Below are 15,013 nucleotides of genomic sequence, written 5' to 3' on the forward strand. Positions count from 1 at the left end.
CGTTAAATAGGTATGTAATTGGTTAAGCTGAGAAATTAAAAAAAGGTGGGACATTTATTCGATGCCCCACCTTTACTTTTTATTTTCGCTCTACATGAGTTTACGAACGGTTTTTTATCATGCCATGTGGATCGATAATAAACTTTTTGCTTGAACCATCCGAAAAGTCTTTATAGGCTTGTGGTGCTTCGTCAAGGCTGATAACCTGCGGGTTCATGATCGTTTTCATCGAGATACGGCCCCATAGAATAGCCTGCATAATTTGATAATTGTAACGTCCAATTGGAGCCATTCCCGTTTGAATATGCAATGACTTAAGCCAACCTTTTCCCCAGTCGACAGTCAGTTTTCCGTGTTTGGCGTTCTCATCACGTCCTCCTGGGTCAGAAGGAGTATAGATACCTGGAATCCCTATACCTCCGCTTGCGCGGACAACATCGAAAAGATCATTGATAACTGCGTTGGGATTTTCTTTTTTGTAGTCTTCATCACCATGTCCATGTGCCTCATAACCTACGGCATCCACACCGGCATCCACTTCGGGTACACCGAGAATCTGTTCGATCTGTTCTGCTACGCTTGCATCAAGGGTAAGATCAACGGTTTCCATTCCGGCCTGTTTGACAAGTTCCAACCGCTCCTTGTTCATATCTCCCACAATAACGCAGGAAGCTCCAAGAAGCTTTGCTGATTCTGCAGCACAGCGTCCCACAGGTCCGGCACCAGCAATATAAACGGTTGATCCTGTTGTCACACCAGCAGCGTATGCACCATGGTATCCTGTTGGAAGGATGTCAGATACTAATGTGAGATCTAAAATCTTTTCCAGTGCTTGTTCTCTATCAGGAAACTTAAGAAGCTGAAAGTCAGCATAGGGGATAAGACAATATTCAGATTGGCCACCTAACCAGCCTCCCAGGTCAAACCCATAAGCGCCAACAGGGGCATCCGGATTAACGGTCTCGCAGACGTCGGTATTTCCATTTTTACAGTTTCTACACCGTCCGCAGGAAACGTTGAAAGGCACTGAAACGATGTCACCTACCTTGATGAATTCTACGTCTTTTCCAATTTCAACTACTTCGCCTGTGATTTCATGACCCAATACGTGTCCCACAGGTACTGAGAAACGTCCCCTAAAAATGTGCTGATCACTTCCACAAATATTTGTGGAGACCACTTTAATGATTACCGCATGATGAATGTCCTTTCCCTTGGGGTTCTGGAATGTGGGATAGGCAATTTCATTTACTTCTAAGTTCCATGGGCCTTTGTAGACCACTCCTCTGTTACTAGCCATAATGTTTTATTTTGATGGTTTATAAATGTTTGTTTTCCCTCATTCTGTGAGGATTATAAATTAAAATTAAGCAATATTTAGTCTGGTAAAACATGTTGAACTCAGTAACGGAGAATGCTTATTCTAATATCAAGGATCGTTCTATTGCTCTGTGATCCAATTATGATGAGAATAGTAGAAACGTTGCTTTTTAAAGCACTTATAATTTATGGAGCGAGACCTATTTTTGTAAGATTTTAGTATAAAATTTTATCCAATAATGTTCGGGAATAATGACTTACCAGAATTTTATTTTTGGGATAAACCAAATCTGTAATGAATACTAAACGCGAATAAGTAAGATATGAATCAGTAAAAGAAATTACTGGAATCATTTTCAAAAAAATGCATAACCACCAGCTTCTAAAGCCTGACGGTTTTTTTGTTTCCCGGTACTCACATTAGGAAAACAACGGCAAACTTAGTACGTCTGATACCACCTGCCCCCAAATCCGATCCTATCTGAGACACCTTTGTTTCCAAGCCCGTAAAGGCGGGTATTACAAACTTAAAATGTAATGAAACATGAAAAAATCAAGACAAAAAATTCTGCTGGCGTTGCTGTTTATTTCGCTTATCAGCAATGGGGCTTTTGCGCAGGGAAATGGCGCTGCAGGTATCCAGGAAGCCACGCAAATGGTTACCAGCTATTTTGATCCAGCAACAAAGCTGATTTATGCTATCGGTGCTGTGGTCGGACTGATCGGCGGCGTGAAAGTGTACAACAAATTCAGTTCGGGCGACCCTGACACTTCAAAGACAGCGGCGAGCTGGTTCGGTGCCTGTATATTCCTGATCGTAGCAGCGACCATCTTAAGATCATTTTTCCTTTAGGCTAACCCTCTTAAATTTTTTCAATTATGTCAAAAAATAAGATGGTAACGCCATTGACCTATTATGGCGGAAAGCAACAGCTGGCCAGGATCATTATTCCGCTTATTCCACCCCATTATACCTACGTAGAGCCGTTTGTGGGAGGAGGCACAATTTTTTGGTCGAAACCGAGATCTGAGGTTGAGGTGATCAACGATTACAACCGTGAGCTGATCAACTTCTGTGAGATGGTGAAAAATCAGTTTGTTGAACTGGAAAAAATGATAAGGATCACACTACACAGCAGGTCGCTCCATAGTGATGCGCTTGTGATCTATAACAATCCCCATCTCTTTGACAGATTACAACGGGCCTGGGCAGTCTGGGTTTTATGTAACCAGTCTTTCAGCGCAAAAATCGGCGATTCATGGGGTTACGATGTACGGGATCAGACTTCTTCCAAAAGATTGAGCAATAAGCGTGCGTCATTCTGTGAAGATTATGCAATACGCCTTCAAAATGTTCAGATCGAAAATACAGATGCCATTAGGATCATCAATTCACGCGATCACGAAAAGGCCTTTCACTACTGTGATCCGCCTTATTTTAACAGTGACTGCGGTCATTACGATGGGTATAGCAAACATGATTTTGAATCTCTGCTATTGTGTCTATCCAATACGAAGGGAAAGTTTCTTTTGAGCAGTTACCCGAGTGATATCCTGAACAAATTCAGCCGCGATCTTGACTGGCATACTGTCAAAATGCAGAAAGAGGTGCTGGTCGATAAACATTCGGGAAAAGTACCCAAGAAAAAGATCGAAGTACTTACCGCCAACTATGACCTTGCAATCGTGCAGGGCACCCTAAACTTTAAATCCCAAGAACATGAAAACCTATAACATCAATAAAGGTATCGGCTGTACAGTCGAATTTAAAGGGTTGAAAGCGCAGTATCTCTTCGGATTTGCCGGAGGATTGTTATTGGTCCTGATCCTGGTTATGGTGCTGTACATGGCTGATGTAAATATGTATATCTGCCTTTCGGTCGGCTGTATTTCTGCATCGCTGATCATTTGGAAAACTTTCAGTCTGAACAACAAGTACGGTGAACATGGGCTGATGAAGCTAGGTGCAAAAAGAAAGCATCCACAATTTATCATCACCCGTAAACCTGTCCAATCTTACCTTAAATACCCAGTTGCAAAAGGTGAGAAAATCCAAAATTTTAACACTAAATCTTCAAGGCTATCATGAGAAATATCTCTAAAACAACTACATTAGAAAGCCGTTTTCCTCTCCTGGCAATTGAGAACGATTGTATTATATCGAAAGAAGGAGACCTTACCGTGTGTTTCCGTGTAAGGCTACCGGAAATTTTTACGGTGGGCACGGATGTGTACGAATCCATTCATTCCTCATGGAGTAAAGCGATCAAGACTTTGCCGGATTATAGTATCCTGCACAAACAGGACTGGTATCTAAAGGAAAACTACCAGCCGGATCTTGAAAAAAGTGAACATAGTTTTTTGTCACGTTCTTTCCAGCTGCATTTTAATGAGCGACCGTTTCTGAATCACTACTGTTATATTTTCCTGACGAAAACAACAAAGGCACGGATGCAGTCCCAGAGCAATTTTAGCAGTTTGTGCAAGGGCAATCTTGTTCCAAAAGAAATAAGGGATAAAGAAGGAATGCGGCGTTTCCTGGAATCGGTAAGCCAGTTCCAGCGTATCATCAATGACAGTGGTCATATAACAATGGATCAGCTGAGTGAAGCTGAAATATTGGGGAGCGAAGGGAAAACCGGAATCCTTGAACAGTATTTTACACTGTCACGTGATGCCAACCCCGTTCTGCAGGATATGGCTCTGGGAGCAGAGGAACTTAGGATCGGAAGTAAGAGGATGGTACTTCATACCTTATCCAGTACAGACGATCTTCCGGGAGCTGTTTCTGACTGCAATCGCTATGATAGGCTTTCCACAGATCGCAGTGACTGTATGTTGTCTTTTGCCAGTCCTGTGGGACTGATGCTCAGTTGCGACCATATCTATAACCAGTACCTGTTCATCGATAATAGTTCTGAAAACCTTAAGAAATTTGAGAAGTCCGCCAGAAATATGCACTCATTGGCACGTTATAGCCGGGCGAACCAGATCAATAAAGAATGGATAGAGCGTTATCTGAATGAAGCACACTCCCACGGTTCACCATCGATCAGGGCCCATTATAATGTATTTGCGTGGAGTGAAGACCGAAATGATCTGCGTAACCTGAAAAATGATGTCGGGAGTGCACTTGCTCTTATGGAATGTAAACCCCGTCATAACACAGTAGATGCCGCCACTCTATATTGGGCGGGAATTCCGGGGAATGCCGGTGATTTTCCAGCCGAAGAATCCTTTTACACTTTCATCGAACCGGCACTGTGTTTTTTTACGCAGGAGACCAACTATCAGGATTCACTTTCTCCTTTTGGGATCAAGCTTGCGGACAGACTGACTGGCAAACCTGTGCATTTGGATATCAGTGATCTTCCCATGAAAAAGGGGATTATCACGAATAGAAACCGTTTCATTTTAGGGCCATCTGGGGGTTGGCGGGCTATTCTTAATTGAGTAGCCCGCCAACCCACCCAAAAATGGAAGTGGAAAATCATTCTTCACCAATCATATGGTGAGACAGTATTATGAGCAGGGAACTCATGTACTATTAGTCGATACAGGTAATTCTTATCAGGGTCTTTGCGAACTGATCAAAGGTAAGACTAAGGGAAAAGACGGGATTTATTTCACCTATACCGAGGAAAACCCGATCTCATTCAATCCTTTTTTTACCGAAGATAATGTCTTCGATATCGAGAAAAGAGAAAGTATTAAGACCTTGATCCTTACATTATGGAAAAGGGACGACGAAGCTCCCAAACGTAGTGAGGAAGTGGCACTGTCCAATGCAGTCGCAGGATATATCGAAAGAATTAAGAATAGTTCTGAAAGACCTTGTTTCAATGCTTTCTACGAATATATCAAGGGGGACTACAAAAAGATTCTGCAGGACAAAGAAGTTCGGGAGAAAGATTTTGATCTGGCGAACTTTTTAAATGTGCTGGAACCCTATTACAAAGGTGGTGAATACGATTATTTGCTAAACTCAGAAAAAGAGCTCGATTTGCTTAATAAGAGATTTATTGTCTTTGAAATTGATGCAATCAAAGATCACAAAATCCTGTTTCCTGTGGTTACGATCATCATTATGGAGGTCTTTATCAATAAGATGCGTCGGTTAAAAGGTATCCGTAAGATGATACTCATAGAGGAGGCTTGGAAGGCAATTGCTAAAGAGGGGATGGCAGAATATTTAAAATATTTGTTTAAAACCGTCAGAAAATTTTTTGGTGAGGCAATAGTGGTCACACAGGAAGTAGACGACATCATACAATCTCCCATAGTCAAAGAAACAATCATCAACAACAGTGACTGCAAGATCCTGCTCGACCAACGGAAATACGCCAATAAATTTGACGAGATCCAGAATATGCTCGGGCTTACAGAACGGGAAAAATCGCAGATACTTTCGATCAATCAGGACAATGATCCGAACCGCAAATATAAGGAAGTATGGATAGGACTTGGAGGAACGCATTCAGCGGTCTACGCGACAGAAGTGAGCGAGCAGGAGTATCTGGCATACACCACGGAGGAATCGGAGAAAATGGAAGTGATGGATCTAGCGCATGAAATGGGCGGGGATGTTGAAGCCGCCATAAAAAAAATCTCACTGAAAAAGATCAAAGGGTTAACGCCCGGCGATCATCCCAATAATTAAACAATCTTAAAAATTTAGAAAAATGAAAAATTTATTAATGACCGTGTTTATGGTAATGGCAATTACCATAACACAAAAAGTAAAAGCACAATGGGTTGTAACTGATCCGGGCAATCTGATCTCAGGTGTTCTGAACAGCGCGAATGAGATTGTACAAACCTCAAATACTGTAAGTAATGTGGTGAAGAATTTTAACGAAGTCAAAAAAGTGTATGAACAAGGCAAAGAGTATTATGACAAATTAAAGGCCGTCAACAACCTGGTGAAAGATGGGAGAAAAGTGCAACAGACCGTCCTTTTGGTCGGGGATGTCAGTAATCTTTATGTCAATAATTTTTCCCGTATGCTGAACGACAAAAACTTCTCTGCAGCGGAACTGGTAGCAATTGGAAATGGGTATTCATCGCTGCTAAATGAGAGTACAGAACTGCTCAAGGAACTGAAGCAGATCGTAAGTTCCAGCAGCCTTTCACTGAATGATAAGGAGCGTATGGAGATTATAGACCGTGTCTACAAGGAGGTAAAGGAGTACCATAGCCTGGTAAGATATTTTACGAACAAAAATATCTCTGTCAGTATCCTGCGTGCAAAAAAGCAGAATGACACCAAGCGTGTCATGGACTTATATGGTACAGCTAATCAAAAATATTGGTAATAAATTCTTACGGTTATGGAATTTAATAATTTACATGAGATCCTTCGGGGCCTCTATGATGAAATGGTCCCGATGTCGGAAACGATGGCAGTTGTCGCAAAAGGAGTTGCGGGTCTGGGAGCTCTGTTTTATGTGGCGTTAAAGGTCTGGCAGGCACTGAGCCGGGCGGAACCTATTGACGTTTTTCCCTTACTGAGACCTTTTGCAATAGGCATCTGCATCATGTTCTTCCCGACGATAGTATTGGGGACAATTAACGGTGTACTTAGCCCAATTGTTAAGGGTACACACTCTATGCTGGAAGGACAGGTTCTGGATCTAAACACTTTGCAACAGCAAAAAGATGTACTGGAAAAAGAAGCGATGTTGCGGAATCCCGCAACGGCCTATCTGGTCTCGGACGAGGAATTCGACAAAAAGCTTGATGATCTGGGTTGGTCTTTTGAAGACATTGCAACGATGATGAATATGTACAGGGATCAGGCGGTTTATAATATAAAGCAGGAAATCAAGCAGCAGTTGCGCGAATTACTGGAACTTTTATTTCAGGCGGCGGCACTTGTTGTGGATACGATCCGTTCATTTTTTTTAATTGTTCTTTCGATACTCGGACCCATTGCTTTTGCTATTTCTGTGTGGGATGGTTTTCAGAGTACGCTCAACCAATGGCTTACACGGTACATAAGTGTATATCTGTGGCTTCCGGTTGCTGATCTTTTCAGCGCAATGCTGGCGAAAATAAATGCCATGAGCGTCCAGCGGGATATAGAGCTCTTAAGTGACCCCTCATTTGTGCCCGATCCTGAAAATAGCGTTTATCTGATTTTTATGATCATAGGAATTGTTGGATACTTTACCATTCCAACTGTTACCAGCTGGATCATTCAGGCTGGAGGTGCAGGAAACTTTACCCGTAATGTCAGTCAGGCTGCGATGCGTACAGGAAATGTTGGCGCTGCCGCTGCCGGAGCTGCAGTGGGGAATATCGGGGGTGAACTGTTGGATAATAAGAGCAATGGACAGGGACAAAAAAGCAATTGATTATGGAATTCAAAACATTAAGAAATATTGAAAACAGTTTCAAGCAGATCAGGCTATACGCAATTGTCTTTGCAATATTGTGTTTAGCGGTAGCAGCTTTTGCAGTCTGGAAATCATATTCCTTTGCATCGGTACAACGGGAGAAAATTTATGTTCTTGATCAGGGAAAATCGCTGATGCTGGCACTCTCACAGGATGCAAGCATAAACCGCCCCGTTGAGGCACGTGAGCATGTCAGGAGGTTCCATGAGCTTTTTTTTACGCTGGCACCAGATAAAGCTGCGATTGAAAGCAATATGAAACGGGCGTTCGACCTGGCGGATAAAAGTGCTTTTGATTATTATCGTGACCTTTCTGAAAAGGGGTATTATAACAGGATTATCTCCGGGAACATTCAGCAAAGAGTTGAAGTGGACAGTGTGGTCTGTGATTTTAATACTTATCCTTATTCTGTCACCACCTACGCCAAGCAGTTTATCATCCGGTCCAGTAATCTTACCCGAAGGAGCCTTGTCACATCATGCAATCTGCTCAATAGCGTCCGGTCAGACAGCAATCCACAGGGCTTCCAGATGTTAAAATTTTCAGTCCTTTCCAATAAGGATGAGGAAGTGATAGAGCGGTAGAGAAAATCAGTTCTCTCCTTAAAAGGGGGAAGCGTTATGGTTCAAAATTTAAAAAATGAAAAATATTAGAACAACAATTGATAATGAGCTTGAGAAGCTCGATCTGAGATGGCGGAATTTACCCGTCCGTAAACAGATCAGATATGTACTTTATCTATTCGCATTCTACCTGCTTATGGGCGTAGGCGTACTGGTCAAGGTATTTTATGATCTGGGAAAAGGGGATAAAATCGATATAAGCCATATCGAGGTGTCCGCAGTAATTCATAATGAATCTTCTTTGAAAGATTCTGTTAGAAATCCTAAAACTATACACAATGGAAGAGAAAGAGAATAAGAGGATCAGTTTAATTGTGGATGAAGATTCTACAGAAAATCCGGAAAGTAGTTCCTCAAAAAATGATAAGCTTAAAAAGCCCATCATCTTTGGCCTGATGGCCATTGTTTTCATCGCCTGTCTTTACTTAATATTTAAGCCTAAAAATAGTGGTGAGGAAAATAAAGACAAAGGTTTAAAAAATGCAGTACCCGAGGCAACGGATAAAGGACTGCAGGCCGATAAACAAAAGGCATATGAAAAAGAGATGGTTGAGGAAAGGGAAGCGGCAAAGCGTAATTCCCTGATGTCTTTGTCAGATTATTGGAGTGGTGCAGACACATCGGTTAACGCTGAAACTCCAGTTTCGAAGGTTATTGCAGGAAACTCAGGGGGATATGGGATGAGCGGTGCACAGAATAGTTCGTTGAGCAGTTATCAGAATGCGCAGCAAACTCTGGGCTCGTTTTACAGGGATGATGACCGTGAGAAATTGGCACTTCGTAAACAGGTAGATGAACTCAAAGATAAGCTTTCAGAAAAAGATGTCCCGCAGGCACCTACCTATAAGGATCAGCTCGCATTAATGGAAAAATCATACGAAATGGCTTCGCGCTATCTTCCGTCAGCAAATGGTGGACCCGCAAGCCCTACGGTGAAAGTTGGACAGAATATGGATTCAACTGCAGTTAAAACAACTGCTCTACCGGGCAAAAAAGGGAAAACCGAAAGTTTGAAGGTGCTGAAAAAGAGTGTCGTCTCAGCCCTCTATCGGGAAGAGGACACATCGGAGATTTTAAATGGGATCGGAGATCGTAACATGGGTTTTATAACGCCAGGACAAGTTGTTCAAAGCGATGTTGTCAGGAACAGCATACGTGCAATGGTAATGGAAACAAAAACATTATCAGGCGACGGGTCTCTAAAGTTGAGGTTATCCGAAAATGCCACTATTGGCGGTCATTATGTTCCCAAAGGAACCGAACTGGTTGCCGATACCAAATTTCAGGGTAACAGGTTACAGCTAAAGATCAGCGCAGTTGAAGTATCCGGAAATATAGTTCCGGTTGAGATTCTAGTCTATGGCACGGACGGTCAGCTTGGGCTACTTGTCCCACGAACAGATGAGATCAATGCCGCAGGAGAGATAGCGGCTAACATGAGCCAGAGTTCAGGAATGAATATTTCGATGTCACGTTCTGCGGGCCAGCAGGTTGCCAGTGATCTGAGCAGGGGCTTGATTCAGGGAGTTTCCGGTTTTTTTTCTAAAAAGCTGAGAGCTGTTAAGGTAACAGTGAGATCAGGGCATCCGGTACTCCTGTTGACAAAAAAGTAATATAACAACAATAATAATCATACTATGATATCAATCAAAAATACACTTATGATCCTGCTTTTTGTAGGACTGTTCATCAAGACCTTTGGACAACAGTCTCTTGAAGCGGGAAGGGTCGAACCTTATAGGCTGGAAGTTACCTATAATAAAACCTGCCACCTGATTTTTCCGGTAGCGATCAGGTACACAGACCTGGGATCGAATTATCTGATTGCGGAAAAAGCTGAGGATGCGCAGAACGTCCTGCGTATAAAGGCCGCGGTTAAGGACTTTGCAGAGGAAACCAATTTCAGCGTGATCACAGAGGATGGGCAATTTTATAGCTTTAATGTTATTTATAATGCTGATCCTTATACGTTGAGTTATGATCTAAAGAAAATGAAAACTGATGTTGAGCGTGAGGAAGGAAGAAACGTTCAGTTTGAAGAGCTCGGTTTTAATCCACCATCTTTAACAGAAATTGTACTTAAAACCATCTATCAGCAGAATAAAAGATATGTACGGCATATCGCTGCCAGATCCTATGGCATTCAGTCAATTCTTAAGGGAATCTATGTCCACAATGGAAAGTTTTATTTTCATCTTGAAGTGAAGAACAGATCCAATGTACCTTTTGTCGTTGACTTCTGTACCTACAAAATAGTGGATAAACAGATTGCGAAAAGAACAGTATCTCAGGAAAAGCAATTGGTTCCGGTAAGGCAATATCCCGATCTTGAAGTAATCTCGGATAATTCAATCGCTGGCAACGTCATACTTCTGGATCAGTTCACAATCACCGATGAACAGGTGCTAAGAATTGAAATTTTTGAAAGGAATGGCGCAAGGAACCAGGTTCTGGAAATTGAAAATTCGGATTTGGTTGCCGCAAAGCCTGTATCTGAAATGAAGATTAAAGTCACTCAATAAAGCAGCGAATTATGAAAAAATATATCATCTTTTTGGTACTGGCGATTTTGAGCATCAAATTACATGCACAGAGAATGGTCTATAAACAGAAATCTTTGGAAATTAATACGGGACTTCTAAATACAGAAAGGGTAGGCAAAAATTTCTATCTAAATCTGACACTGAACAGTTTTGCGAAACATGGCAACTATTGGATCTGGGGAGTGGAATATCAAAGAAAGACCGTAGACTACAAAAATTGGGAAATTCCTTTAGAAGACTTCATCGGAGAGGTTGGTTATAGTTTTAAGCTTCTCTCGGATTCAAGAAAATTTATTACGCTGAATGGAGGTATAACTGGAGTTGTGGGCTATGAATCTGTCAATAGGGGAGACAGTCTCCTTTTGGATGGGGGGCTTCTAAAAAGTAATAATGGATTTGTTTTTGGGAGCAGCGGGAGATTGTCGCTCGAGACATACCTTTCAGACCGGATTGTTTTTATGCTGCAAGGTCGCATAAGGGTGCTTTGGGGAACAGATCTTGAGCGGTTCAGACCTTCAACGGGTGTCGGTTTACGTTTTAACTTTTGAAAATCAGCGAATAAAATGAAAAATTTAATTAATAAGTGGAAAATGTCGATAGGAACGCTTTTTCTAGGCTTTATTGCTATGCTGGGAATTACGTTACTTTCCGGATGTGATAAAGAGGTTTTGGATGTACAGGAAGTTTTCCCTTTTGAGGTGAAGGTGATGCCAGTACCAAAGGAAATCGGAATGGGTGAAACTGTTGAGATCAGATTTTCTATCATTTCAAACGGAAATTATACAGGTAATACCTACCGGATACGTTATTTTCAGAACGATGGACAGGGCATTTTAAATTATTCAGGTTATAAACCTTATTTACCGAACGATCTTTATCCCTTGGCCGAGAAAGAATTTCGCTTGTATTATACCTCACAATCTTTAGTTTCACAACAATTTGATGTGTGGATAGTAGACAGTTTTGGTAATGAAAAGCAAATTTCTTTTCAATTTAACAACAAAAAATTGGGTCCGATCATTATCGGTCCGGTTAGATAATATTATATTTATAAAAGTATTACCGTAAAAATAGGGCGAAGGCCTTACACTACCAGAGTGAGAGCATGCTCATTAGGACAGCCAATGGCTGTCCTTTTTTGTTACAATTAATTAGTAAATGTATGCGCGAGAAAGTGAGATGATTTTTTTACATGGAAATATTTCTTTATTAGGGTAAAAATGTTAGATTTATATAAACTATAGACCATAAATTACACTATACGGAAACTTATTTTTGCTATCCCTGAGATCGGTCTAATTTTGATGTCAACTTATAGATTGTGATGAATTTTTATATTGTTTCATTATTGGACGCTATGGCGGAGCAAAACCTATCTATATTTTGCGATCTTAATTTCGTAAAATCTGCTGGATTTTTCTCAGACCTACATGAAATTTCCAATCGTTTCAAAGTGGTTACCGATTTTTATTTCTCCTTTTTAAAAAAACTAAATTTTATATCGAACGAAGCTTCTATTACAAATCATTTGGGTTATTATAATTTTACAGAGCCTAATATATATGAGCGGCCAGTAAACGAAATCTTGCGCGCCCTTAGTCACAAAAAACTGCTGTTTAAAGATGTAATACCAGTTCAAACGAGATATACAGATAAGGATAATATGCATTTAGTAGTAGGTTTATACCGGATAGAGAATATTAAGAGAAGCTTTTTGCATATAGTTGATCTATGTCTACCTAAAAGCGAAATAAAAAATATCCCATCTGAGGTAACCTATGTTAAGGACTTACTTGATTCTTATATTTCTGATGAAAAGCAGACATTGAGAACATTTATAGAAAAAAAAGGATATAATTACAATCATTTCCAACGGGACTGCAAAGTATGTTTTGGGGATTCCTTTTATAGCTTCTGGTTAAAAAAGAATATGATAGAGGCTGTTCAGGATATTGTTTTCACGAAGATGAGCTTAAAGCAGGTTGCATTCAAAAATAGATTTCTTGACTATCAGAATATGTACAAGGCTTTCATTCGTCACGGAATTGGTTTGACAACAATTCCTCGATTAGCTAATTTATAATATTTTAAGTTACTATTGTACATACTTTTGTTGCATATTGGTATAAGTTTATTACATATTGGTATATAATTGTTAATATTGTCAATATTTAATTTTACCCTAATAGCGAAATTTGTCATAATCAATGCCAATGATTATGATAGGCTTAGTAAAAAAATATTTTGTAAAAACGGTAAGCATTCTTCTTGCTTTGCTTTTCATATATGCTTCTGCCAGTAAATTGCTTGACTTTGAGAACTTTCAGGTGCAGCTTGCGCAATCTCCTTTATTAAGTGCTTATGCTGGAATTATATCCTATCTTATCCTTATCATCGAATTTTCCGTAGCAATTGCGTTATGCTTACCCAAAACCAGACTTATTGCATTATACGGATCACTGGCGTTAATGGTGGCTTTTACTATTTACATTTACCTGATCTTAAATTATAGTGATTTCATTCCCTGTAGTTGTGGCGGTATACTTGAAAAATTGGGTTGGAAGGAACATCTGATATTCAATATTTGCTTTGTATTATTAGCTCTTGCGGCAATTGTAGTGCTCAGCAGGAATAGAGGGAATAAAATTCGTAAAGCGTTAGTTTTTTCCACTATTACCGCTGTGCTGACCTGTGTCATTGTGATTTTACTGTTTCTGGGATCTGAACATATTGTTAAAAAGGAAAATAATTTCACAAGGCGTTTCCTCGTTCATCCCGTTATTGAGGAAAAAAAGATTCTGGATCTGGATAATCCTGACTATTATTTTGCAGGTTATGATGATGGGCACGTCTATCTTGGAAATAGAATTTTCCCACAGATTCTGATCACTGCAGATACTGGGCTCCAGAACGATCAGTTAATGAAGATCGAGCCGGACAATATGAATCATAAATTTTCTAATTTGAGGCTGCAGGTAAATAACGGATTTTACTATTTCTATGACGGCACAATCCCAATTATTTACAGTGGTAGGTTGGGAAATCCAAACGCTAAAACTTTGAGTTTTCAGGATGCATATTTTAATCAGCTCATTGTTTTAGATTCAGCCCGTTTTGCGCTTAGAACACAGAGTAGCGCGACCAAACAGTTTACTCTGGCGCTTCTTGATCTGAATGCTGTACCGAAGATAAAATTATTTCCGGAGCTTTTACAAAAACAAATAGACGGTGTGTTTGATGTAGATGGCAATATAACTTACGACAGATCGCAGAAGAATTTAATTTACACCTACCTGTATAGAAATGAGTATCTAATTATGGACGATAGGCTGAATTTGAAGAATAAGTTCAATACTATTGATACAACACGGATTGCCCAGATCAAAATAACAAAGCTTGCCGATGGAAGGCACAAAATGAATGCGCCACCATTGAAGGTTAATCGTCAGAGCGTTTCTTATGGAGGAGTACTCTTCAACCAATCGGATCTTATGGGTAAGCTTGAATCGCGAGAAGCGTGGAAAGCAGCCAAGGTGATCGATATGTACCGTACAGACCGTCAGGAATATATCGGAAGCTTTTACATCTATAATAAAAAAGAGATGAAAATGCACGATTTCATGATAACTGAGAAATATATGTATGTTCTGCGTGGCGATGAAGTTGTACGATACCGGATTCGCGATATTATAAAAAGAAATTATATAAGAGGGGATGCTGAAAACCTCCACAAAGAGTAGGCAGAGAAATTATAAACAAATTAAGATGAAAAAATTGTTATTACCCGCACTCCTTGTAGCAATGGGTGCTGGCGCAGCAGTTGCCGGAAACATGGCAAAATTTAATGAAACAGCTTATCGCTTTGATGAAAGCCAAGGGCTGTGTATCGAGACCGAACAAATGTGTGGTGAAGAGGAAACTAACCCTGTTTGTACCTGGTCTGCTGATAATTCAGTAGAATTACAAAGATTTATCAGTCCGACAGAATGTGGAAAGGTTCTGCACGAGATCTTACCTTAGTGGTTGGCGTTAAAAGTAAAGGGATGCTAATTGTGGCTGTTGCACAAAGTAGTTTTGCGAAGCCACAAATAATTCCGTTCTAAAATTAGGAAGGTTGAGGAATCAATCT

Annotated in this window: 15 protein-coding genes and 1 pseudogene; 15 read left to right on the forward strand and 1 reads right to left on the reverse strand. The window is 40.4% G+C overall.

The window, feature by feature from the left end:
- Nucleotides 1–100: 100 nt before the first annotated feature.
- Complete coding sequence (locus ACMA47_RS23105) at nt 101–1,300, reverse strand: alcohol dehydrogenase catalytic domain-containing protein (RefSeq protein ID WP_027374817.1); 1,200 nt, start codon at nt 1,298–1,300, stop codon at nt 101–103.
- 564 nt (nt 1,301–1,864) lie between these two features.
- Here ACMA47_RS23105 and ACMA47_RS23110 point away from each other — a divergent pair.
- From ACMA47_RS23110 to ACMA47_RS23180, 15 genes and pseudogenes are all read left to right on the forward strand, one after another.
- A complete protein-coding gene (locus tag ACMA47_RS23110) occupies nt 1,865–2,173 on the forward strand; it encodes a DUF4134 domain-containing protein (protein ID WP_002981486.1) in 309 nt (102 codons plus the stop codon).
- A 26-nt stretch (nt 2,174–2,199) separates the two neighbouring features.
- On the forward strand, nt 2,200–3,054 hold the full coding sequence (locus ACMA47_RS23115) for a DNA adenine methylase (protein ID WP_413931663.1): 855 nt from the start codon (nt 2,200–2,202) through the stop codon (nt 3,052–3,054).
- Nucleotides 3,041–3,409, forward strand: coding sequence for a DUF4133 domain-containing protein (locus ACMA47_RS23120; protein ID WP_413931664.1), 369 nt, complete (start codon nt 3,041–3,043; stop codon nt 3,407–3,409). The genes ACMA47_RS23115 and ACMA47_RS23120 overlap by 14 nt, the downstream gene beginning before the upstream one ends.
- Nucleotides 3,406–5,980: pseudogene (locus ACMA47_RS23125) on the forward strand (TraG family conjugative transposon ATPase). The gene ACMA47_RS23120 and the pseudogene ACMA47_RS23125 overlap by 4 nt, the downstream one beginning before the upstream one ends.
- Before the next feature lie 22 nt (nt 5,981–6,002).
- The gene (locus ACMA47_RS23130) at nt 6,003–6,635 is read left to right on the forward strand and encodes a DUF4141 domain-containing protein (RefSeq protein WP_413931665.1); all 633 of its coding nucleotides are present in this window, start codon (nt 6,003–6,005) and stop codon (nt 6,633–6,635) included.
- Nucleotides 6,636–6,650: 15 nt separating this feature from the next.
- Nucleotides 6,651–7,676 (forward strand): conjugative transposon protein TraJ, encoded by a 1,026-nt coding sequence (gene traJ / locus ACMA47_RS23135; RefSeq protein WP_413931666.1) that lies wholly within the window; start codon nt 6,651–6,653, stop codon nt 7,674–7,676.
- A 2-nt stretch (nt 7,677–7,678) separates the two neighbouring features.
- The gene (gene traK, locus ACMA47_RS23140; protein WP_413931678.1) at nt 7,679–8,302 is read left to right on the forward strand and encodes a conjugative transposon protein TraK; all 624 of its coding nucleotides are present in this window, start codon (nt 7,679–7,681) and stop codon (nt 8,300–8,302) included.
- Between the two features lie 55 nt (nt 8,303–8,357).
- On the forward strand, nt 8,358–8,639 hold the full coding sequence (locus tag ACMA47_RS23145) for a nitrogen regulatory IIA protein (protein WP_413931667.1): 282 nt from the start codon (nt 8,358–8,360) through the stop codon (nt 8,637–8,639).
- Entirely contained in the window at nt 8,620–9,954 is a 1,335-nt protein-coding gene (gene traM / locus ACMA47_RS23150) for a conjugative transposon protein TraM (protein ID WP_413931668.1), read from the forward strand. Before ACMA47_RS23145 ends, traM begins: the two co-directional genes overlap by 20 nt.
- 24 nt (nt 9,955–9,978) lie before the next feature.
- A complete protein-coding gene (gene traN / locus ACMA47_RS23155) occupies nt 9,979–10,863 on the forward strand; it encodes a conjugative transposon protein TraN (protein WP_413931669.1) in 885 nt (294 codons plus the stop codon).
- A gap of 11 nt (nt 10,864–10,874) precedes the next feature.
- On the forward strand, nt 10,875–11,432 hold the full coding sequence (locus tag ACMA47_RS23160; RefSeq protein WP_413931670.1) for a conjugal transfer protein TraO: 558 nt from the start codon (nt 10,875–10,877) through the stop codon (nt 11,430–11,432).
- 15 nt (nt 11,433–11,447) lie between these two features.
- Nucleotides 11,448–11,924, forward strand: coding sequence for a DUF3872 domain-containing protein (locus ACMA47_RS23165; protein ID WP_240582293.1), 477 nt, complete (start codon nt 11,448–11,450; stop codon nt 11,922–11,924).
- A 284-nt stretch (nt 11,925–12,208) separates the two neighbouring features.
- Nucleotides 12,209–12,967, forward strand: coding sequence for a hypothetical protein (locus ACMA47_RS23170; RefSeq protein WP_413931671.1), 759 nt, complete (start codon nt 12,209–12,211; stop codon nt 12,965–12,967).
- A gap of 136 nt (nt 12,968–13,103) precedes the next feature.
- Nucleotides 13,104–14,624 carry a DoxX family protein gene (locus ACMA47_RS23175; protein WP_413931672.1) on the forward strand — a complete coding sequence of 507 codons (1,521 nt, stop codon included), beginning with the start codon at nt 13,104–13,106 and terminating at the stop codon, nt 14,622–14,624.
- 25 nt (nt 14,625–14,649) lie between these two features.
- The gene (locus tag ACMA47_RS23180; RefSeq protein WP_413931673.1) at nt 14,650–14,904 is read left to right on the forward strand and encodes a hypothetical protein; all 255 of its coding nucleotides are present in this window, start codon (nt 14,650–14,652) and stop codon (nt 14,902–14,904) included.
- Nucleotides 14,905–15,013 lie beyond the last annotated feature (109 nt).

Source organism: Chryseobacterium sp. T20 (assembly GCF_047345655.1).
Taxonomy (GTDB): Bacteria; Bacteroidota; Bacteroidia; order Flavobacteriales; family Weeksellaceae; genus Chryseobacterium.